We start from the raw sequence: 18,581 nt of genomic DNA on the forward strand, positions 1-18,581 counted from the left end.
ATGAAGTATCGATTATAGTTGAAACTATAAATGACTTATGTATACGATATTTTTTTGAGTAAAAATATATGACTTTTTTCCAATATTAAATAAAGCCTTTAAGTGAAATTATATAAAGAAGTTAAATAGGGGGATTTATATGAATAAATTAGAATTATTACAAGAAGAATTAAGAAATTATGGAAAAGTAGCAATTGCGTATAGTGGGGGTGTTGATTCCAATTTCTTATTTCATGTTGCTCTTGAAACTTTAGGAAAAGATAATGTTTTACCTGTTTTATGTCGAGGTGCTATGATGTCAAAAGAAGATATTGAAGGAGCACTTGAACAATTAGAAGGATCAAATCATGTGGTTTTATCAGTGAATCCATTAGATGTAGAAGCTTTCCATTTTAATCATAAAGATCGATGCTATCATTGTAAAAGAAGTATTATGTCAAAGGTTATTGCCGTTGCTAATGAACATGATTTTTCTTATGTTTTAGATGGGAAAAACAAGGATGATGAAAAAGTGTATCGCCCTGGTTTAAAAGCATGTGAAGAACTAGGAATTATTTCACCGTTAGCGAACAATAATTTAACAAAACAAGAAATTAGAGATTATTCAAAACAACTTGGAATTACTACTTATAATAAACCATCCAATGCTTGTCTTGCTTCTCGTTTTGATTATAATACAGAACTTACATTAGAAAAATTGAAACTTGTTGAAACAGGTGAAAAATATTTACATGATTTAGGAATGCTTCATGTTCGTTTAAGAGTACATGGAGATGTGGCACGTCTTGAAGTAGAACCACAAGATTTTATGAAAATTATTGAAAATAAAGAATTAATTCAAAATATTAAAAATCTTGGATTTAGATTTGTAACACTTGATTTAGAAGGAATTAGAAGTGGAGGTTATGATATTGAAAACACTAGAAATTCTACAAAAGGTTAAAAATAATGAACTTACAATCGAACAAGCTCAAAAAATGATTGAACAACCTTTGGATTATGCAACGATTGATTATGATCGAAAAAAAAGAACAGGAAATCATGAAGTAATCTATGGTGCTGGTAAAACCAAAGAACAAATTATTGGGATTGTAAAAGATATGTTAGACCATGATATCCATTCTATTTTAATTACACGTGTAGACCAAGAAAAAAGTGAAACCATTTTAAAAAAATTTCCACAAATGATTTATGATTCTTTATCGCGCATTTGTTATATTGATGAAGATCAAAAAGAAATCAATAAAGGAAAAATTGTTGTTGTTTGTGCGGGAACATCAGATTTACCTGTTGCTCGTGAAGCCATGCTTACAGCTCAATTTTTAGGGAATGAAGTTGAACTTGTCAGCGATGTGGGCGTGGCAGGTATTCATCGTTTATTCCATCGTTTAGATACCATTCAAACAGCAAATGTTTTAGTTGTTTGTGCAGGAATGGAAGGGGCTCTTGCCTCTGTTGTTGGAGGACTTGTGGATAAACCAGTTATTGCTGTACCAACATCAATAGGATATGGTGCTAATTTTGAAGGGTTATCTGCACTTCTTGCTATGCTTAATAGCTGTGCTAGTGGAGTCAGTGTTGTTAACATTGATAATGGATTTGGAGCAGGGTTTATGGCCCATACTATTAATTGTTTAGGAGGAAAGAAATAGTGAAAGTATTATATTTTGATTGTAGTAGTGGAATCAGTGGAAATATGACTTTAGGAGCGTTATCTGAATTGATTGATGATCCTGATTATTTAGTCAATGAATTGAAAAAATTAAATGTTGATGGTTACCATATCCATATTTCTAAACAAAAGAAAAATGGGATTACTGGAACTTATGTTGATGTTCATCTAGAACATGAACATAGTCATCATCATGAACACGAACACTTACACCATGAACACGTTCATCACCATCATCATGAACATCGTAATTTGTTCGATGTTAATAAAATTATTGATGAAAGTGAAATTGATGAAAAAGCAAAAGATCTTGCTAAACGTATCTTTTTAAGAGTTGCTAAAGCTGAAAGTAAAGTTCATAATGAAACTTTAGAAAATGTTCATTTTCATGAAGTAGGAGCCATTGACTCTATTGTTGATATTATTGGAACAGCGATTTTATTATGTAAAATCAATCCAGATGTGATTTATAGTAGTGTCGTTAATGATGGCTATGGATTTATTGAATGTGCACACGGAATGATTTCTGTTCCTGTACCAGCAACATCAGAAATCTTTGCAGCAAGTAATGCTATTACACGACAAATTGATGTAGATACAGAACTTGTAACCCCAACAGGTGCTGCAATTATTGCAGAAATTGCGAGTGAATTTACAACAATGCCTGCTATGAATGTTCAAAAAGTAGGTTGGGGAACAGGTACAAAAGATTTAGTAATCCCAAATGTTTTAAAAGTCTCTCTTGGAGAAATTAAAAAAAAAACGAAATTATAGTCATGGAAACCAACATTGATGATTGTAGTGGAGAAATGCTTGGCTTTGTAATGGAACAGCTTTTAGATAAAGGAGCGTTAGATGTTTTCTTTACATCTATTTTTATGAAAAAAAATAGACCAGCGTATCGTTTAACAGTCGTTTGTAATGAAGAAAAGATGGATTTATTACAAAAAGTGATTTTTACACAAACAACCACTATTGGGATTCGTTATCGTAAGGAACAAAGAACCGTTTTAAAAAGACAAATTAAAGAAATTGAAACACCACTTGGAAAACTTCAAGTAAAAGAAGTGGAAATCGATGGTGAAAAGAGATGTTATCCAGAATATGAAAGTGCTAAAAAATTAGCTTTAAAACATCAATGTTCTTTACAAGAAATATATCATCTTGTTAAATAAAGGAGAATTTATGACAAGTCAGTTAAATAGAATTGCAGATTATTGGAATCAACGTTCTTTTGGTTATTCTTTGGATAACCAAGAAGAACTTTTACATGATCAAGAAAAATGGATAGAATTAATAAATCGTTATCTAAAAATAAATAAAGGAATGAAAGTATTAGACTTAGGATGTGGGCCAGGCTTTTTTTCTGTCATGCTTACAAACTTAAAATGTCAAGTTATTGGCATTGATTATAGTGATAAGATGTTAGAAGAGGCTAGAAATAATGCACGAAAGTTTGGGGTAAATGTTAAGTTTCAAAAGATGGATGTTCAAGATTTAGCTTTTCAAGATGAAACTTTTGATTTGATTATCACACGTAATGTGACATGGAATTTAGAAAAGCCGGTACAAGCCTATAAGGAAATGTTTAGAGTTTTAAAAAGACAAGGACATCTTTTAAATATTGATGGGAATCATTATTATCATTATCAAGATCAAGATTATAATAGGGCGGGTCATAGTGATCATCAACATATGGAAGGTATTGATGTTTTTATTATTGATAATATTGCTAAGGAATTAAAATTGTCTTATGTTTTACGTCCACAATATGATTTAGATATTTTAAAAGAAATTGGTTTTCATCAAGTAGAAAGTCAAATCTTATCTAAAGAAAATACCAAGGAAGGAAAAGAATTGATTCGTCAATTCTTGATTCATGCAATTAAGTAATGAAAAGAATTTTATCTTTACTTTCAGTTCTTTTCTTTGTGACACTTATTACTTTTGTGATGACTGATTTAGCACCTAGCGATAGTGCAGAAATGTATTATTTATCTAAAGGAATTACCCCAAGTGTTGAAGCATTAAATGAGACAAGACATGAAATGGGTCTTGATAAAAATGTTGTTGTTCGCTATGTTGATTGGTTGAATGATTTTGTTCATGGTGATTTAGGTTATTCTTATCATTATGGACAAGATGTGAATCAACAAATGTTGTCAAAGTTGCCAAATACTTTGAAGCTGGCGATTATTTCATTTTTTGTTGTTTTAGCTTTTTCAATTCCTTTAGGAATATACAGTGCGACACATCGTCAAAGTTTGTTGAATTCCTTCTTAAAAAATATAACATTTTTAGGTTTATCTCTTCCTAATTTTTGGTTAGCACTGCTTTTAATCCTTATTTTTGCAGTAAAGTTACAATTCTTTCCAGTTATTAGTGGAAGCAGTTTGAAAGGAATTGTTTTACCTGTTTGTTGTTTAAGTTTTCCAATGATTTGTTCTTATACAAGAATGATTCAAAATGCTATTTTAGAACAATTAAATCAAGATTATGTCATTGGATTAAAGGCACGAGGAATGAAACAATCAAAAATTTTATTAAAACATGTATTGCCTCATGTTTTTACAACTCTTTCTTCTTTATTAGGTCTTTCTATTGGACATTTACTTGGTGGAACAGCGATTATTGAAACGATTTTTTCATATCAAGGTTTAGGAAATATGGTGGTTGAAGCTATTCGTTATCGTGATTATCCAATTATTCAAGCTTATGCAATCTATATGGCGTTGATTTATGTTTTTGTTAATCTATTTGTAGATTTTTTTCAACAAGTACTAAATCCAAGATTAAGGAGGCATTTCAATGAAAAGAAAGTTAAAAATTGAGATTGGCCTTGCTGTTTTATTATTAATAATTGCCCTGTTTGGCTCTTTTTTAGCGCCTTATGATCCATTAAAAGTTAATTATGATCTTTCTTTACAACCACCAAGTCTATTACATATTTTTGGTACAGATAAATTAGGAAGAGATGTATTGAGTCGTATTCTTTGTGGAGCGAAAACTTCTTTTGGTTTAACTTTTCTTATGCTTTTTTTAATTGTTTTTATAGGCGTAATTGTTGGTTTGATTGCAGGATTATCCAATGATAAAGTAGAGTCGTTTTTTAATAATATAATCAATGGTTTACTTGCTTTTCCAGATACAATTTTTGCGATTGCAATTGTTGGGATTGTGGGGGCAGGCCTCTTTAATACATTTTTTGCTTTAGCGCTTATTTGGTGGACAAAATATGCAAGATTGACACTTGCACTTGTTAAACAGGAAAAGAAAAAGAGTTATTTAATGATTGCAAAAATGTCAGGTGTTCCAATGGTTCAAAGAATTATTCGTTATTTATTACCTAATATTTTATCACAAATACTCGTGACAGCTTTTTTAGATATTGGAAATATGATGATTTCACTTGCCGGTTTAAGCTTTTTAGGACTTGCAAGTCAACCACCACAACCCGAATGGGGTGCCATGCTTTATGAAAGTAAACAGTTTATGCAAGTTGCTCCTTGGATGATGTTTTTTCCAGGACTTGTTTTATTTATTTGTGTATTAATTTTTAATTTATTATCAGAAGATATAAGGGATTATTTAGATCCTAAACATTATGAGGTGGAAATGTGAAAAAAATAAAAATATTACTTTGTTTGTTTATTTTAACAACTTTATGTGGTTGTTCTCATTCAAGTGAAAAAGAATCTAGTAAAACTCTAAATGCAGCTATGTTTTGGATTTCTACATCGTTAGATCCAACAAATAATTATGATGGATGGGTTTTAAGTCGTATTGGTGTAGGAGAAACACTTTTAAAACTTAATGAAAAATATGAAGTTGAACCAAGCCTAGCAAAATCTTATGAACAAATCGATGATACAACTTGGAAGTTGACTTTAAAAGATTCTATTACTTTTTCTAATGGAAAAAAGGTAACGGGAGAAAATGTAAAAGCATGTTTAGAAAGAGCTTTTGAAAAAAATACAAGAGCGATTGATTATTTTGATTTAAACCATGTTGAAGCTGATGGACAGGATGTTTATCTCTATTTAAATAAATCAAGTGGGGCTATTTTAAACAATCTTTGCGAACCGCTTTTTACTATTTATGATGCAAGTCAAAGTGATGAAGATATAGCCAATCATCCACTTTGTACAGGACCTTTTGTGGTAGATGATTTTGTTTCTGAAAAGACAATTGAAACAAGTAAAAATAAAAAATATTATGATGGTAAAGCAAAACTTGATTATGTTCATTTTAGTCAAGTAGCAGATTCTGATGCACGTGTTTTAGCTTTACAATCAGGAGAAGTTGATCTTGCTAATACGATAGATTATTCAAGTTTAAAATTATTTAGAAATAATAAAAATTATCATGTTTTAGAAGTTTTAGGCCCACGTACAAATGTGATTTATATGAATAATGAAACAACTTTTTTAAGTGATCTTACAATTAGAAAAGCTTTATCATATAGTGTGGATCGTAAAAGTATTGTTAAATTGATTGGTGGAAAAGAAGCAACTGGTCTTTATTCAAGTGTATTACCTTATGGAAAGGTTTCAAATAGCTATAGTTATGACTTAAAAAAAGCAAATGATATTTTAGATGAAGCGGGCTATGTTGATACAAACAATGATGGAATTAGAGAAAAAGATGGACAAGAAATTATTTTGAATTATTATGAAAGTGCAGATCACGGTTCAGCAGATGCTAATATTATTGCACAATCTATGCAAAGCGAAGCTAAAAAAATTGGTATTAAAATCAAACTTAATCAAGTTGAAAATGTAAATGATATTAAGGCGGCAGGAACTTTTGATTTATGTTCTGCTAATGATTCAAGTGCGCCTACAGGTGATCCAGAAACCTTTATTCAACAACGTTATTTATCAACAGGTTCAAGTAATACAGGACGTTATAAAAATCCAAATCTTGATAATTTGATCCAACAATTTTCAACAACCTATGATTTAAAACAAAGACAACAACTTGCCATTCAAGCAAGTGAAATGATTTTAGATGATGCGGCTAATATTTATGTTTCTTACGTTCCTTTAAATACTGTAACTTCTTCTAAAGTCAAAGGTGCCATTTGTCATCCTGTTGATTATTATATGATTACAAAGGATATTGATCTTAAATGAGTCTTTTAAAATATCAAAATTTATCTTTAAGTTATAATGATCAAGAAATATTACATCATATTGATCTTATCATTCCTAAAAATCAAATAACTGTAATTGTTGGACAAAGTGGAAGTGGTAAGTCGACTTTACTTAAGGCGACAATGGGTTTGTTGAGTGATGATGCTAAAATTACAGATGGTAAAATCTTATTTGAAGAAAATGATTTATTAAAAGAAGATTTAAATCAATATAGGGGAAGAAAAATAGGGATGATTTTTCAAAATCCTTTAACCTATTTTGATGATTATCAAAATATCGAACAACATTTCTATGAAAGTTTATATACGCATTTTAAATACTCTAAAAAGCAAGCACATGAAATAGCAGTTAACTATTTAAGACAAATGGGCTTGGATGAAATAATTTTAAAAAAGTATCCTTTTGAATTATCAGGTGGAATGGCTCAAAGAGTAATGATTGCGTTAGTTTTATGTTTACAACCTCCTCTTGTTTTAGCAGATGAACCTACAAGCAGTTTAGATGTTGTTATTCAAAAACAAATTCTTGATTATCTTTTAAAACTAAAAGAACAAACAACCTTTGTGTTTGTAACACATAATATTCAAGTAGCACGATATATTGCAGATTATATTGTAGTCATTAAAGAGGGTATAATTGTTGAAAAAGGAAGTGCGAAAAGAGTTTTTAATGAACCAAAGCATCCTTATACAAAATCTCTTATTTTGAAAGGAAATGTATAATGAGTTTATTTGAAGTTAAAAATTTGACAAAAGAATATGATAAGGTTGTATTAGATCATTTAGATTTTACAGTCAACGAAGGAGAGATTGTTGGAATTATTGGTGTGAGTGGATGTGGTAAAAGTACTTTATCAAGACTCATTGCTGGTATTGAAAAACCATCAGCAGGTGATTTTTTGTATCAAGGAAAAATATTTGATTTTAAAAAGAATAGAAAAGATGTACAGCTTATACTTCAAAATTCTATTGAAAGTTTTTCACCAAGAATGAAAATTAAACAATTTTTATATGAACCATATCATTATTTTTATCATGTAAATAAAGAAAAAGCTTGGAATGATATTGAAAAAATATTAAAGCAAGTAGGTATGGATAAAAGTTGTTTAAAAAAATATCCTCATGAATTAAGTGGTGGTCAATTACAAAGAATTGCTATTGCACGTGCCTTGATTATTCAGCCAAAGTTATTAATTTGTGATGAAATTACGAGTAGTTTAGATCAAGTTATACAAAGAGAAATTATTGAATTATTGAAACAATTTGTTGATAAGTATCATACAGCGATTCTTTTCATTAGCCACGATCTTTCGTTAGTTCATAAATTTTGTGATCAAATTCTTGTTTTAAATGATGGAAGAATTCTTGAAAAAGGAACTATTCAACAATTATATAAAAGTAAAAATGAGGTTGTACAAGATTTATTGAGTGCAGCATATTTAAATGGTTAAGGATACAGAGTATCCTTTTTCTTTACTTTAATAATGAATTATTTTATACTTATAACAAGAGTTATATATAACATATGTTATATAAAGGAGAAATTTATGCCAGCTAGAAGAAAAATTCAAAAAGAAGATATTATACAAGAAAGTGTTACAATTGTTTCTCAAGAGGGAATAAATGCTTTAAATGCTAGAAAGATTGCTAAAAAGCTAGGCTGTTCAACACAACCACTTTTTTATATTTATGAAAATATGGATGATTTAAAAAAAGATGTGATGAATGAAATTGTAAAGATTTTTGATATAGAAGTTTTAAAAAGTGAAACGGGGCAATTAGAATACAAAGATATTGGAATCAATTATATTCGTTTTGCTAAAGAAGAACCTGAATTATTTAAAATTATGTTTAATCGTCAAATAAATGAAGGTGCGTTTGATTTTATTGATTTAACAGGATCAGCAAAGACAATCCTTGAAACAATTTCAAAACAAACGGGTATGTCAAATGAAGATGCCAAGCAATTCCATTTAAGAATGTGGTTATATGTCAATGGGATTGCTAGTTTAGTAGCAAATCAAACTGTTGAATTTAATGATGAAGAAATTGCAGAATTGTTAAAAGATCAATATATTTCAATGCTTCTTTATGAAGTAAAAAAGGGAAATGTAAAACAAGATGTTTTGATGAGACTTGCTAAAAATAACGGGGAAGGAAAAGAATAATGGAAAAAGTAATAGAAGTTTCACATCTTACAAAAGAATATAAAAATTTAAAAGCTATTGATGATTTGTCTTTTAATGTTTATCAAGGAGAAATTCTAGGATTATTAGGGCCTAATGGTTGTGGAAAAAGTACGACTATTAATTCTATTTTATCATTACTTAAATATCAAAAGGGATCGATCAAGGTCTTTGGTAAAGAAATGAAACCTGATACTTATGATTTAAAAGCAAAGATAGGCGTTATTTTTCAAGAAGTAGCTGTCTTTGATGAATTGAATGTTTATGATAATATTAATTATTTTTGTGGTTTATATATCCAAGATAAAAAACAAAGAAAACAATATGTTGAAGACGCAATTAACTTAGTAGGATTAAATGATTTTAAAAAGTTCTTACCTAAACAACTTTCCGGAGGGTTACTTCGTAGATTAAACATTGCATGTGGGATTGCACATAAACCTAAACTTATTTTCTTAGATGAGCCAACTGTTGCTGTTGATCCACAGAGTCGTAATCATATTTTAGATGGTATAAAAAAATTAAGGGATCAAGGAGCAACGATTGTTTATACAACACATTATATGGAAGAAGTAGAAATCCTTTGTGATCGTATTATTATTTTAGATAAAGGAAAAATTATCGCTCAAGGAACGAGCAATGAATTGAAAAAAGAAGCGAATATTGAAGAAAAAATTGAACGTGTAGGTCCAACTCTTAATGATGTTTTCCTAAAATTAACAGGAAAGGAATTGAGGGATTAATGTTTATTCATAATCTAAAGTATACAGTTAAAATACTTTTTAAAAATAAAGTTCTTATTTTTTGGATGTTTGCTTTTCCTATTATTTTAGGTATTTTCTTTCATATGGCTTTTGAAAATATTGAAAAAGATGAAGCGTTAAAAGTTTTTGATATTGCAATTATTGATAATAAAGAATATAAAAATCAAACACTTTATCAAGAAACTTTTAAAGAGCTTTCTAATAAAAAAAGTAAAAATCAATTATTTAATATTCATTATGTAAATAAAAAAGAAGCGAATCGGCTTTTAGAAGATAATAAAATAGAAGGATATATTCTTTTTAATAAACAAGAACCACAAATAGTCATTAAAGAAAATGGGATGGAACAAACAATCTTACAATTTGTCATGGATGAAATTAAACAAAATAAAATGATGATTGAAGATTTGACAAAAAAACAAGTTGAAGATGAAATCAAACAAGGAAATTATAATTTTGATGTCCAACAAATCGTACAAGATATCTTTCAAAAGCTTAACATACAAGAAGTATCTTTAAAAGACACGTCGAGTAGTCATTTAAGTTATATGCAAATTGAATATTATACCTTGATTGCCATGTCTTGTATGTATGGAGGTATGTTAGGTTTAACAGCAATCAATAATCAATTAGCGAATATGTCAGCAAAAGGAAAAAGAGTTTCTGTTTCACCAAATAAAAAAGGAATACTTGTTTTATCATCAGCGTTAGGTTCTTATATTGTTAGTCTTGTTGGTTTAACGATTCTTTTGATCTTTTTAAAATTTATTTTACATGTTGAATTTGGTAATCAATGGTTTTATATAATCATTCTTTCTTTAGTTGGTAATTTAGCGGGTATTTCGATGGGAATTTTTATTGCCTCTGTCTTTAGAGTTTCTGAACAAGCAAAAACAGGAATCAATATTGCGATTTCTATGTTTTTTTCAGTTCTTTCAGGAATGATGGGAGTGACTTTAAAATATATTATTGATAAAAATATGCCTATTGTTAATCTTATCAATCCTAATAATTTAATTACGGATGGTTTTTATGCTTTATATTATTACAATACATTTGACCGTTATGTAAGAGACATTTGTTTTCTAGGTATATTTATATTTGTATGTTTATTGATTTCTTTTATAGCACTAAGGAGGGAACAGTATGATTATCTTTAAGACTGTTTTTAAAATCTTAAATAAATTAAAGGGAAACTTAATTCTTTATACTGTTATCTTACTTGCTATTACATTGTTTAATACAACTTCAGGTAATATGAATCATTATGAGGCAACCAAGCCAGATATTCTAATTGTAAATAAAGATCGAAATAATGAAATAACAAAAGGCTTTGTTTCTTATTTAAAAGAACATGCAACATTAAAAGATATTGACATCAATGATCAAGAAAAAGTAGATGATGCCTTATTCTATCGAGATATAAGTTATGTGGTTTATATTCCTGAAAACTTTGGTAAAGATCTTATAAATGATAAAAATCCAACGATTGAATATAAATCAAATGGTAATGAAAATGCCTCATTTACACAAATGTTGATAGAAAAATATATAAAAACAGTAAAGCTTTATAAAGAACACTATCAAGGTAAAGCTTTAAATCAAAAAGTTAAACATGTTGTCAACCAAAAAACAAAAGTCAAACTCAACACATCCTTAGATAGTTCTAAATTGAACCAAGTGAATGTTTATTTTAATTTCTTGAATTATGCCTTACTTGCTGGAGGAGTCTATTGTATGACAAATATTCTAGCAAGTCTTAACCAAGATAGTGTACGAAAAAGAACAATGATGAGTAGTTTTTCGTATCGTAAATATAACTGGATTGTTTTTGCTTCTTTAAGTCTTGCAGCCTTTATTGTATGGTTAGCTTATATGGTAATAAGTTTCATTTTATTTAAAGATACAATGGTAAGTGGCAACGGAGTGGCTTATATTTTGAATTCATTTATATTTGCAATTTGTAGTTTGTCTATTGGATTTTTAATTGGAACTATCACTCATAACAAACAAGCTATTGGTGGTATTGTTAATGTTGTTGCATTAGGAACATCATTTCTTTGTGGATGTTTTGTTCCAGCATCGTTTATGCCAGATTATGTTTTAAAAATGGCACATATTTTACCAACGTATTATTTTGTACAAAATAACGAAATCATTAAAACATTAGAATATTTTAAATTAGAAACATTACAACCATTAATGATCAATGGAACTGTTATTCTAGGATTTACATTAGGTTTTATTATACTTACATTATTAATTAGTAAAAGAAAACAGAGTATAGGGTGAGCGTATGAAAGAATTTTTATTAGCAGCATTACCATTTATTATATGTGGAATTGCAGTTATTGTTATTTTGAAGAATACAAAGAAACAAACATCAAAAGATAATTATTTAGTTGAAGGAATGTGTTTAGGGTTAGCTTTTGGTTCAATGATAGGAGCTATGTTTCCAAGTCAGTTAGGATTATATTTAAGTTTAGGAATGTTGATTGGGGAAGCAATAGGTTCATATTTTAAAAAGGATAAGTAATAATGATGGAAAAGAATGAATGTTTATAAAATTCATACAACACATTTAGGAAAATCAAGAATAAAAAGGAACTTAGAGATTGAAGAAGATGTTGTAGAATTTTGTAAGAGTAAGGTTTTAGATAAAAAGAGTTTGATATATCGTAAAGGAAAAAACTGGTATATTGAAAATGGTGCTATAAAAATAACAATTAATGCCACAAGCTGCACATAAAATGGTTTAAAAATGTAAAGCTGTTTTCATAAAGATATTAATGATTCAATAAAATACATTTTTTCTATATTTACTAAATACATTTTATAGAATTATAAAAAAGGAGATTATAAAATGAGCAAGTATGATCCTTTATGGAAATATATTAGACAAAAGAATTGTGATTCATTGCTTTTATCATTTAATTTAATTTATGATATCTTAGGTTTTGAGATTGATCACTCTTTTTTAACATATAAAAAAGAATTAAAGGATGATGGGTATTATGTTAAAAAAATTTCTATGAAAAATAAAACAATTCTAGTGGAAAGGAATCAAGAAAATGAGATATAAAATATCAAAATATATATTAACTTTTTTATGTTTATTTATTGGTATAGGGGCTATTTATGGGAGTATTTGTATGTTACTTGATCCAACAGGTAAACTTCTACAAATGGATTCAATGTTACCTTATTTTCAAGTATTACCATTAAGTAAATATTTATTCCAAGATTATACTTTTTCGGGAATTGCTTTATTGATTGTTAATGGGATAACAAATTTCATAGCAGTTTATTTTCTTGTTAAAAATGAAGAACGTGGTATAAAATTAGGAATGATTTTTGGTATAACTTTAATGCTTTGGATTTGTATTCAATTTGTCATTTTTCCTTTTAACTTTCTTTCAACAATCTTTTTTATTTTCGGATTATTACAATTGATTATGGGATATGCAACCTATGTTTTTTATCAACAAATTCATTTTGAGTTTAGTGAAAATGATTATCCTGATATTGATAAAGATTCAAATTGTTTAGTTGTTTATTTTTCAAGAATGGGTTACACAAAAAAGATAGCATATCAAAAAGCAAGTGAATTAAAAGCCGATATTGTTGAAATAAAAACAAAAGAAAGAACAGCAAATACAGTTGGCTTTTGGTGGTGTGGTAGATTTGGAATGCATCATTGGCCAATGCCTATTGATTCACTTAATAAAAATATAAAAGAATATTCAAAAATTATTATTGTTTCACCAATATGGGTCTTTTCAATAGCTGCTCCTATTCGAGAATTTTGTATACGTTATCAAGATGATATAAAATGTGTAGAATACATTTTAACACATCACATGAAAAGTGATTTTATAAATGTAGCAAATGAAATGGATCAACTTTTAAATATCAAAAGAAAAAAATTAACTTCTATTTGTATACGTTTAGGAAAAGTAAAAAGTAAACATTTATTTGAATAAAATATTGATGATCTCTTAGTTTATTTAATTAAGAGATTTTTATTTTCACAAGTTATGCACATTATGCACATTTTATTCACATTATGCACATTTTATTCACCTTAAAATTAAAATATAAAATTTTGTTATAACTCTTGACCTAAAGTTAACTTTAGGTATTAGACTGGTGGTTGTAATAAGGGGGATATAGAAATGTATAATAAAAATTTAAAATTAAATAATGGTGTTGAAGTACCACAATTAGGACTTGGAACATGGTTTATTGATGATAAACAAGTTGCAGCAACAATTAAAGAAGCAGCAAAGTTAGGTTATCGTCATTTTGATACAGCTCAAGCTTATGGCAATGAAAAAGGCGTGGGAGAAGGGATTCGTACATGTGGTGTAGCAAGAGAAGATTTATTTGTGGTAAGCAAGGTTGCTGCCGAACATAAAACTTATCAAGCAGCCAAAGAAAGTATTGATCAAACACTTGAAACAATGGGACTTGATTATTTAGATATGATGATTATTCATAGTCCTCAACCTTGGGATAAGGTCAATCAAAGTGATGATCGTTATGTAGAAGGAAATAGAGCCGCTTGGAAAGCTTTAGAAGATGCATATAAAGAAGGGAAATTAAAAGCAATTGGTGTTTCTAATTTTAAAAAAGAAGATATTGAAAGTTTATTAGAAGTTTGTGAAATTAAACCAATGGTGAATCAAATTTTACTTCATATTAGTAATACACCTTTAGATTTAATAAATTATTGTAATGAGCAAGGTATTGTTGTAGAAGCTTATTCTCCAATTGGACATGGTGAAATTTTAAATCAACCATCTATTAAAGAAATGGCTGATAAATATCATGTTTCAGTTGCTCAATTATGTATTCGTTATACTTTACAAGTAGGAGCTATTTCTTTACCTAAAACGGCAAATCCAGAACATTTAAAAACAAATAGTGATGTTGATTTTGTAATTAATGATAAAGATATGGAAACTTTAAAACATTTTAAACAAATTGAAAACTATGGTAAAAGTAGTGGCTTCCCTGTATATGGAGGAAAATTATAAAATGAAGAAACCTTATATTATTTGCCATATGATGACATCGGTAGATGGACGTATTGATTGTGCCATGACAGAACAACTTCCAGGGGTTGAGGATTATTATCGAACATTAGATGAATTAGATGTTTTTACTACAGTAAGTGGTCGTGTGACGGCTGAATTAGAAATGGCAGAAGGTATTTTTAAAGAAAAAGAGTTTGAAGAATATGGTAAAACTGGATATTCAAAGAAATGTGATGCAAGAGGATATGAAATTATTTTAGATACAAAAGGAAAACTTTTATGGCATCAAGTAGAAAATATGGATAAACCATATTTAATTGTTACAAGTGAAAAAGTAACTAGAGAATATCTTGCTTATTTGGATCAACAAAATATTTCTTGGATTGCATGTGGAAAAAAAAAATAGATTTGAAAAAAGTATGTGATATTTTATATCAAGAATTTCATATAGAACGTATGGGTATTGTAGGTGGACCAGCTATCAACACATCTTTTTTAGATGGAGGATTACTTGATGAAATTAGTATATTGGTTGGGGCAGGAATTGATGGTAGAAAAGAATTTTCATCAGTTTTTGATGGTTTAGAAAATAATCATCCACTTATTCATCTTAAATTGTTAGATGTAAAAAGATTTAAAAGTGATGCCATTTGGCTTCGTTATAAAGTTTAAATAAAAAAGCTGTTACGAAATTGATTTGTTTTATTTCGTTCAGCCTTTTTTATTTTAATTCATATAAGATCCTCCATTTACATCAATACCTTGACCAGTAATATATTTAGATGCATCACTTGCTAAAAAGGCAATGACATCAGCTACATCATCTGTTTCACCTAAACGACCAAGAGGAATACCAGCTGCACTATAATCTGTGTTAGCTGTCATATTAGTATTGATAACGCTAGGACAAATGGCATTGACATTTATATTATAACTTCCTAAAACTTTAGCATAGCTTTTTGTAGCTGATAAAAGACCACCTTTACTAGCTGCATAACTTACAGAAGAAGCAATTCCACCAATTCTTGCGGCTACTGATGAAATATTAATGATTTTTCCATATTTTTGTTTTTTCATTATTTTAATAGCTTCTCTTACGCATAAATGGGCTCCTCTTAAATTGATATTCATACACCAATCCCATTTATCAGCGTCTAAATCTTCAATAGGGGTTGTTGGACAAACGCCAGCACCATTAATTAAAATATGAACAGTTGGCATTTTTTCTAAAGCAAATTCAAATAAATGTTCAATATCTTGAGGAATAGAGACATCAACTTTACAAGGATAACAATGACATCCAGTTTCTTCTTCTAATTTTTGTGCACTTATAGTTGCTTGTTCAATATTTAAATCTGCTAAAACAACACCAGACAATCCTTTTTTTAGCAAGTGTTTTAGCTGCTTCATAACTAATTCCACCGGCCCCTCCAGTAACAACAGCATATTTTCCTTCAAATTCTTTATCCATAAATATTTCCTCCTTACCTATATTATAAAAATAAACAATAAACAAATCTAATAGATATTAAGAAAGAAATTTATAGATATATTTTATAGAAATTAGGTATTTTTATTTAAGATGTTTTATTGTGTATTTGAAGATAATTAGTATATAATAGTTATCAAAAAAGGAAGTGTCAAAATGGAACAAGAAAATATATACGCTAAAAGAATAAATCAAGTACAAATGTCATCTATTCGTGTTGTTATGGAAAAGGTTGAAAAATTAAAAAGTCAAGGGAAAAGTGTTGTATCTTTATGTGCAGGAGAACCTGATTTTAATACACCAGAGGGAATTAAGAAAGCAACGATAGAAGCTTTAAATAATAATCAAACGCATTATAGTTCTAATAGGGGGTATCTTGGATTAAGACAAAAAGTTGCTCAATTATTAAAGGAACAGACAACAGTTGATTATGATAGTGATCAAGAAATTATTATGACATGTGGTTGTAGTGAAGCCATCAATAATGCATGTCTTTCTTTTATTGATCCAGGAGATGAGGTTATTATTTTTACACCAGCATTCGTTTCTTATCAAAATACAGTTTTATTATGTGAGGGGATTCCTGTAGAAATCTCATTAAAAGCAAGTAATGGATTTCAAATTGATATTGATGAATTGAAATCAAAAATTACAAGTAGAACAAAAATGATGATTATTAATAATCCTAGTAACCCAACAGGAGCTGTTTATCAAAAAGAAACATTAGAAAAGGTATGTCAAATAGCTCGAGAAAATAATGTTTTGATATTAGCTGATGAAATCTATAATCAATTAGATTATGAAAATCAATATGTCTCTATTGCTTCATTTAAGGATATGAAAGATTATACAATTATTGTTAATGGTTTTTCAAAAGCATATGCAATGACTGGTTGGAGAATGGGATATATTGCAGCAAGTAAAGAACATATTGATCATATTTTAAAAGTACATCAATATACAACAACTTCACAAATGACATTTGCTCAAATAGGAATGGCTAAAGCAATTGATCAAGAAGATGTGAAAAATGAAGTTCAAAATATGATTCAAACATTCCATGAAAGAAGAACATTTATTATGGAACAATTAGATCAATGTCAAATGCTTTCTTATGTTAAGCCTCATGGAGCGTTCTACATTATGGTAGATGTTTCTAAAACTGGTCTAAATGGTCAAGAATTTGCAAATAAGTTATTAGAATATGGGGTAGCTGTTGTTCCGGCAAATGGATTTGGAAAAGATTTAAATAATTTTGTTAGAATTTCATTTGCTTCATCTAAAGAAAATATTGAAGAAGCTTTTGTAAGAATTAGAAAATTATTATTAGATTTAAATAAAGGATTATAGATGAAATACTCTATAATCTTTTTTATTGTTGATTTTTAAATTCTAATGGGGATAAATTATATTTTTTTTTGAATGCTTTTGAAAAATAATTAGGATCTTCAAATCCACATTGATAAGCTATTTCTTTTATATGCATGTGACTATTTATGAGAAGTTCAGAGGCTTTTTCTAATCTATAATTTAATAAAAATTGATGAATTGTTGTATGATATTTTGATTTGAAATGCTTAAGTAAAGTTCCTCGACTACAAAAAAAGTAATGACATAGTTCTTCAATTGTAATTTGTTTTTGATAATTGGAAATAATATAGTGTTTAACTTCTTGACCAAGATTGTCATGTTTGGCCTGTATACGATTTGTAAGAGAAATATATTTTGCACAGATATCACAAATTTGAGCAAAGGCATAAATTTGGTCTTCATTTAAAATAGTAATTTTCGTGACAAGTTGTTTTAAAAAAGATTGGTCCTCAAAATAATTTTTTGAGTTTTTAATGATTTTTGAATAGTTTTGATAAGTCCCGATAACAGCTTGTCCCATCATCAAATATCCCGTTAAGCTACCATAAGAGTATAAAGGCATAATAGCTTCATTTAAACCAAAATGACATTTATAAATATAAAGTTCTCCTGTTTTTTTTACGTGTTCCATTGCTTTATAATCACAATCTAAACAATGTTGCAAAGCTTTTTGGTTTTTTTCTAATTCATTACAAAATTTTGATTTTTTGTGAGGATATGAAGCTAATAGATTTTGATTTAAGTCAAAAATAGACATATTAAGCCCAGAAATCAAATATAAATCTTTTAACATATTTTCTAATTCATTCATAAATAGTTAGCTCCTTTTTAAATAAATTTATTTAATATAATTTTACTTAATTAACCATCTGACACATCTTTTGATTTAACTCCGTTATTCTCAC

25 protein-coding genes are annotated in these 18,581 nt (G+C 28.5%); 22 read left to right on the top strand and 3 right to left on the bottom strand.

The window, feature by feature from the left end:
* Positions 1-139 precede the first annotated feature (139 nt).
* The 21 genes from larE to ACLVEP_RS05735 all read left to right on the top strand — a co-directional run bounded on the left by larE (position 140) and on the right by ACLVEP_RS05735 (position 15,488).
* Positions 140-943 carry an ATP-dependent sacrificial sulfur transferase LarE gene (gene larE / locus ACLVEP_RS05635; RefSeq protein ID WP_412583431.1) on the top strand — a complete coding sequence of 268 codons (804 nt, stop codon included), beginning with the start codon at positions 140-142 and terminating at the stop codon, positions 941-943.
* Positions 906-1,652: a nickel pincer cofactor biosynthesis protein LarB gene (gene larB, locus ACLVEP_RS05640; protein ID WP_412583433.1), complete on the top strand. Its 747-nt coding sequence runs from the start codon at positions 906-908 to the stop codon at positions 1,650-1,652. The genes larE and larB overlap by 38 nt, the downstream gene beginning before the upstream one ends.
* A complete protein-coding gene (locus ACLVEP_RS05645; RefSeq protein WP_412583435.1) occupies positions 1,652-2,446 on the top strand; it encodes a LarC family nickel insertion protein in 795 nt (264 codons plus the stop codon). The genes larB and ACLVEP_RS05645 overlap by 1 nt, the downstream gene beginning before the upstream one ends.
* A 2-nt stretch (positions 2,447-2,448) precedes the next feature.
* Positions 2,449-2,847: a nickel insertion protein gene (gene larC / locus ACLVEP_RS05650; RefSeq protein ID WP_256276236.1), complete on the top strand. Its 399-nt coding sequence runs from the start codon at positions 2,449-2,451 to the stop codon at positions 2,845-2,847.
* Between the two features lie 10 nt (positions 2,848-2,857).
* A complete protein-coding gene (locus ACLVEP_RS05655) occupies positions 2,858-3,565 on the top strand; it encodes a class I SAM-dependent methyltransferase (RefSeq protein ID WP_412583436.1) in 708 nt (235 codons plus the stop codon).
* The gene (locus tag ACLVEP_RS05660; protein WP_412583438.1) at positions 3,565-4,503 is read left to right on the top strand and encodes an ABC transporter permease; all 939 of its coding nucleotides are present in this window, start codon (positions 3,565-3,567) and stop codon (positions 4,501-4,503) included. Before ACLVEP_RS05655 ends, ACLVEP_RS05660 begins: the two co-directional genes overlap by 1 nt.
* Positions 4,481-5,293, top strand: coding sequence for an ABC transporter permease (locus tag ACLVEP_RS05665; protein ID WP_412583440.1), 813 nt, complete (start codon positions 4,481-4,483; stop codon positions 5,291-5,293). The genes ACLVEP_RS05660 and ACLVEP_RS05665 overlap by 23 nt, the downstream gene beginning before the upstream one ends.
* Entirely contained in the window at positions 5,290-6,807 is a 1,518-nt protein-coding gene (locus ACLVEP_RS05670; protein WP_412583442.1) for an ABC transporter substrate-binding protein, read from the top strand. Before ACLVEP_RS05665 ends, ACLVEP_RS05670 begins: the two co-directional genes overlap by 4 nt.
* The gene (locus ACLVEP_RS05675) at positions 6,804-7,550 is read left to right on the top strand and encodes an ABC transporter ATP-binding protein (protein WP_412583444.1); all 747 of its coding nucleotides are present in this window, start codon (positions 6,804-6,806) and stop codon (positions 7,548-7,550) included. The genes ACLVEP_RS05670 and ACLVEP_RS05675 overlap by 4 nt, the downstream gene beginning before the upstream one ends.
* Positions 7,550-8,278 (top strand): ATP-binding cassette domain-containing protein, encoded by a 729-nt coding sequence (locus ACLVEP_RS05680; protein WP_320096968.1) that lies wholly within the window; start codon positions 7,550-7,552, stop codon positions 8,276-8,278. The genes ACLVEP_RS05675 and ACLVEP_RS05680 overlap by 1 nt, the downstream gene beginning before the upstream one ends.
* A 96-nt stretch (positions 8,279-8,374) precedes the next feature.
* Positions 8,375-8,995: a hypothetical protein gene (locus ACLVEP_RS05685; RefSeq protein ID WP_320096967.1), complete on the top strand. Its 621-nt coding sequence runs from the start codon at positions 8,375-8,377 to the stop codon at positions 8,993-8,995.
* Positions 8,995-9,756 (top strand): ABC transporter ATP-binding protein, encoded by a 762-nt coding sequence (locus ACLVEP_RS05690; RefSeq protein ID WP_412583446.1) that lies wholly within the window; start codon positions 8,995-8,997, stop codon positions 9,754-9,756. The genes ACLVEP_RS05685 and ACLVEP_RS05690 overlap by 1 nt, the downstream gene beginning before the upstream one ends.
* On the top strand, positions 9,756-10,937 hold the full coding sequence (locus ACLVEP_RS05695) for an ABC transporter permease (protein WP_412583447.1): 1,182 nt from the start codon (positions 9,756-9,758) through the stop codon (positions 10,935-10,937). The genes ACLVEP_RS05690 and ACLVEP_RS05695 overlap by 1 nt, the downstream gene beginning before the upstream one ends.
* Positions 10,924-12,069 carry an ABC transporter permease gene (locus ACLVEP_RS05700; protein WP_412583448.1) on the top strand — a complete coding sequence of 382 codons (1,146 nt, stop codon included), beginning with the start codon at positions 10,924-10,926 and terminating at the stop codon, positions 12,067-12,069. The genes ACLVEP_RS05695 and ACLVEP_RS05700 overlap by 14 nt, the downstream gene beginning before the upstream one ends.
* A gap of 4 nt (positions 12,070-12,073) precedes the next feature.
* Positions 12,074-12,313, top strand: a complete 240-nt coding sequence (locus ACLVEP_RS05705) for a hypothetical protein (protein ID WP_412583449.1) — start codon at positions 12,074-12,076, stop codon at positions 12,311-12,313.
* A 15-nt stretch (positions 12,314-12,328) separates the two neighbouring features.
* Entirely contained in the window at positions 12,329-12,526 is a 198-nt protein-coding gene (locus tag ACLVEP_RS05710; RefSeq protein ID WP_412583451.1) for a DUF3781 domain-containing protein, read from the top strand.
* 114 nt (positions 12,527-12,640) lie between these two features.
* Positions 12,641-12,859: a hypothetical protein gene (locus ACLVEP_RS05715; RefSeq protein ID WP_412583452.1), complete on the top strand. Its 219-nt coding sequence runs from the start codon at positions 12,641-12,643 to the stop codon at positions 12,857-12,859.
* Entirely contained in the window at positions 12,849-13,760 is a 912-nt protein-coding gene (locus tag ACLVEP_RS05720; RefSeq protein WP_412583454.1) for a flavodoxin family protein, read from the top strand. The genes ACLVEP_RS05715 and ACLVEP_RS05720 overlap by 11 nt, the downstream gene beginning before the upstream one ends.
* 192 nt (positions 13,761-13,952) lie before the next feature.
* Positions 13,953-14,816, top strand: coding sequence for an aldo/keto reductase (locus tag ACLVEP_RS05725; protein WP_412583455.1), 864 nt, complete (start codon positions 13,953-13,955; stop codon positions 14,814-14,816).
* Between the two features lies 1 nt (position 14,817).
* Positions 14,818-15,222 carry a hypothetical protein gene (locus ACLVEP_RS05730; protein WP_412583457.1) on the top strand — a complete coding sequence of 135 codons (405 nt, stop codon included), beginning with the start codon at positions 14,818-14,820 and terminating at the stop codon, positions 15,220-15,222.
* Positions 15,223-15,224: 2 nt separating this feature from the next.
* Positions 15,225-15,488 carry a dihydrofolate reductase family protein gene (locus tag ACLVEP_RS05735; protein WP_412583459.1) on the top strand — a complete coding sequence of 88 codons (264 nt, stop codon included), beginning with the start codon at positions 15,225-15,227 and terminating at the stop codon, positions 15,486-15,488.
* 54 nt (positions 15,489-15,542) lie between these two features.
* Here ACLVEP_RS05735 and ACLVEP_RS05740 read toward each other — a convergent pair whose 3' ends face one another.
* Both ACLVEP_RS05740 and ACLVEP_RS05745 read right to left on the bottom strand, forming a co-directional pair.
* Positions 15,543-16,208, bottom strand: coding sequence for an SDR family NAD(P)-dependent oxidoreductase (locus tag ACLVEP_RS05740; RefSeq protein ID WP_412583468.1), 666 nt, complete (start codon positions 16,206-16,208; stop codon positions 15,543-15,545).
* Complete coding sequence (locus ACLVEP_RS05745) at positions 16,159-16,287, bottom strand: hypothetical protein (protein WP_412583461.1); 129 nt, start codon at positions 16,285-16,287, stop codon at positions 16,159-16,161. The genes ACLVEP_RS05740 and ACLVEP_RS05745 overlap by 50 nt, the downstream gene beginning before the upstream one ends.
* Positions 16,288-16,461: 174 nt before the next feature.
* On the opposite strand from ACLVEP_RS05745, the gene ACLVEP_RS05750 reads away from it, so the two are divergent.
* Complete coding sequence (locus ACLVEP_RS05750; protein WP_412583463.1) at positions 16,462-17,655, top strand: pyridoxal phosphate-dependent aminotransferase; 1,194 nt, start codon at positions 16,462-16,464, stop codon at positions 17,653-17,655.
* Positions 17,656-17,677: 22 nt separating this feature from the next.
* Here the strand turns inward: ACLVEP_RS05750 and ACLVEP_RS05755 are convergent, their stop codons facing one another.
* The gene (locus ACLVEP_RS05755; RefSeq protein ID WP_412583465.1) at positions 17,678-18,487 is read right to left on the bottom strand and encodes a PocR ligand-binding domain-containing protein; all 810 of its coding nucleotides are present in this window, start codon (positions 18,485-18,487) and stop codon (positions 17,678-17,680) included.
* Positions 18,488-18,581 lie beyond the last annotated feature (94 nt).

It is taken from the genome of Faecalibacillus sp. (assembly GCF_047023275.1).
GTDB lineage: Bacteria > Bacillota_I > Bacilli_A > Erysipelotrichales > Coprobacillaceae > Faecalibacillus.

Coding starts and splice junctions, on each gene's coding strand:
- larC (WP_256276236.1), top strand. CDS start 2,449: ATGGAAACCAACATTGATGATTGTAGTGGAGAAATGCTTGGCTTTGTA.
- ACLVEP_RS05755 (WP_412583465.1), bottom strand. CDS start 18,487: ATGAATGAATTAGAAAATATGTTAAAAGATTTATATTTGATTTCTGGG.
- ACLVEP_RS05710 (WP_412583451.1), top strand. CDS start 12,329: ATGAATGTTTATAAAATTCATACAACACATTTAGGAAAATCAAGAATA.
- ACLVEP_RS05730 (WP_412583457.1), top strand. CDS start 14,818: ATGAAGAAACCTTATATTATTTGCCATATGATGACATCGGTAGATGGA.
- larB (WP_412583433.1), top strand. CDS start 906: ATGATATTGAAAACACTAGAAATTCTACAAAAGGTTAAAAATAATGAA.
- ACLVEP_RS05680 (WP_320096968.1), top strand. CDS start 7,550: ATGAGTTTATTTGAAGTTAAAAATTTGACAAAAGAATATGATAAGGTT.
- ACLVEP_RS05695 (WP_412583447.1), top strand. CDS start 9,756: ATGTTTATTCATAATCTAAAGTATACAGTTAAAATACTTTTTAAAAAT.
- ACLVEP_RS05685 (WP_320096967.1), top strand. CDS start 8,375: ATGCCAGCTAGAAGAAAAATTCAAAAAGAAGATATTATACAAGAAAGT.
- ACLVEP_RS05715 (WP_412583452.1), top strand. CDS start 12,641: ATGAGCAAGTATGATCCTTTATGGAAATATATTAGACAAAAGAATTGT.
- ACLVEP_RS05750 (WP_412583463.1), top strand. CDS start 16,462: ATGGAACAAGAAAATATATACGCTAAAAGAATAAATCAAGTACAAATG.
- larE (WP_412583431.1), top strand. CDS start 140: ATGAATAAATTAGAATTATTACAAGAAGAATTAAGAAATTATGGAAAA.
- ACLVEP_RS05665 (WP_412583440.1), top strand. CDS start 4,481: ATGAAAAGAAAGTTAAAAATTGAGATTGGCCTTGCTGTTTTATTATTA.
- ACLVEP_RS05720 (WP_412583454.1), top strand. CDS start 12,849: ATGAGATATAAAATATCAAAATATATATTAACTTTTTTATGTTTATTT.
- ACLVEP_RS05700 (WP_412583448.1), top strand. CDS start 10,924: ATGATTATCTTTAAGACTGTTTTTAAAATCTTAAATAAATTAAAGGGA.
- ACLVEP_RS05655 (WP_412583436.1), top strand. CDS start 2,858: ATGACAAGTCAGTTAAATAGAATTGCAGATTATTGGAATCAACGTTCT.
- ACLVEP_RS05745 (WP_412583461.1), bottom strand. CDS start 16,287: ATGGATAAAGAATTTGAAGGAAAATATGCTGTTGTTACTGGAGGGGCC.
- ACLVEP_RS05690 (WP_412583446.1), top strand. CDS start 8,995: ATGGAAAAAGTAATAGAAGTTTCACATCTTACAAAAGAATATAAAAAT.
- ACLVEP_RS05675 (WP_412583444.1), top strand. CDS start 6,804: ATGAGTCTTTTAAAATATCAAAATTTATCTTTAAGTTATAATGATCAA.
- ACLVEP_RS05660 (WP_412583438.1), top strand. CDS start 3,565: ATGAAAAGAATTTTATCTTTACTTTCAGTTCTTTTCTTTGTGACACTT.
- ACLVEP_RS05705 (WP_412583449.1), top strand. CDS start 12,074: ATGAAAGAATTTTTATTAGCAGCATTACCATTTATTATATGTGGAATT.
- ACLVEP_RS05725 (WP_412583455.1), top strand. CDS start 13,953: ATGTATAATAAAAATTTAAAATTAAATAATGGTGTTGAAGTACCACAA.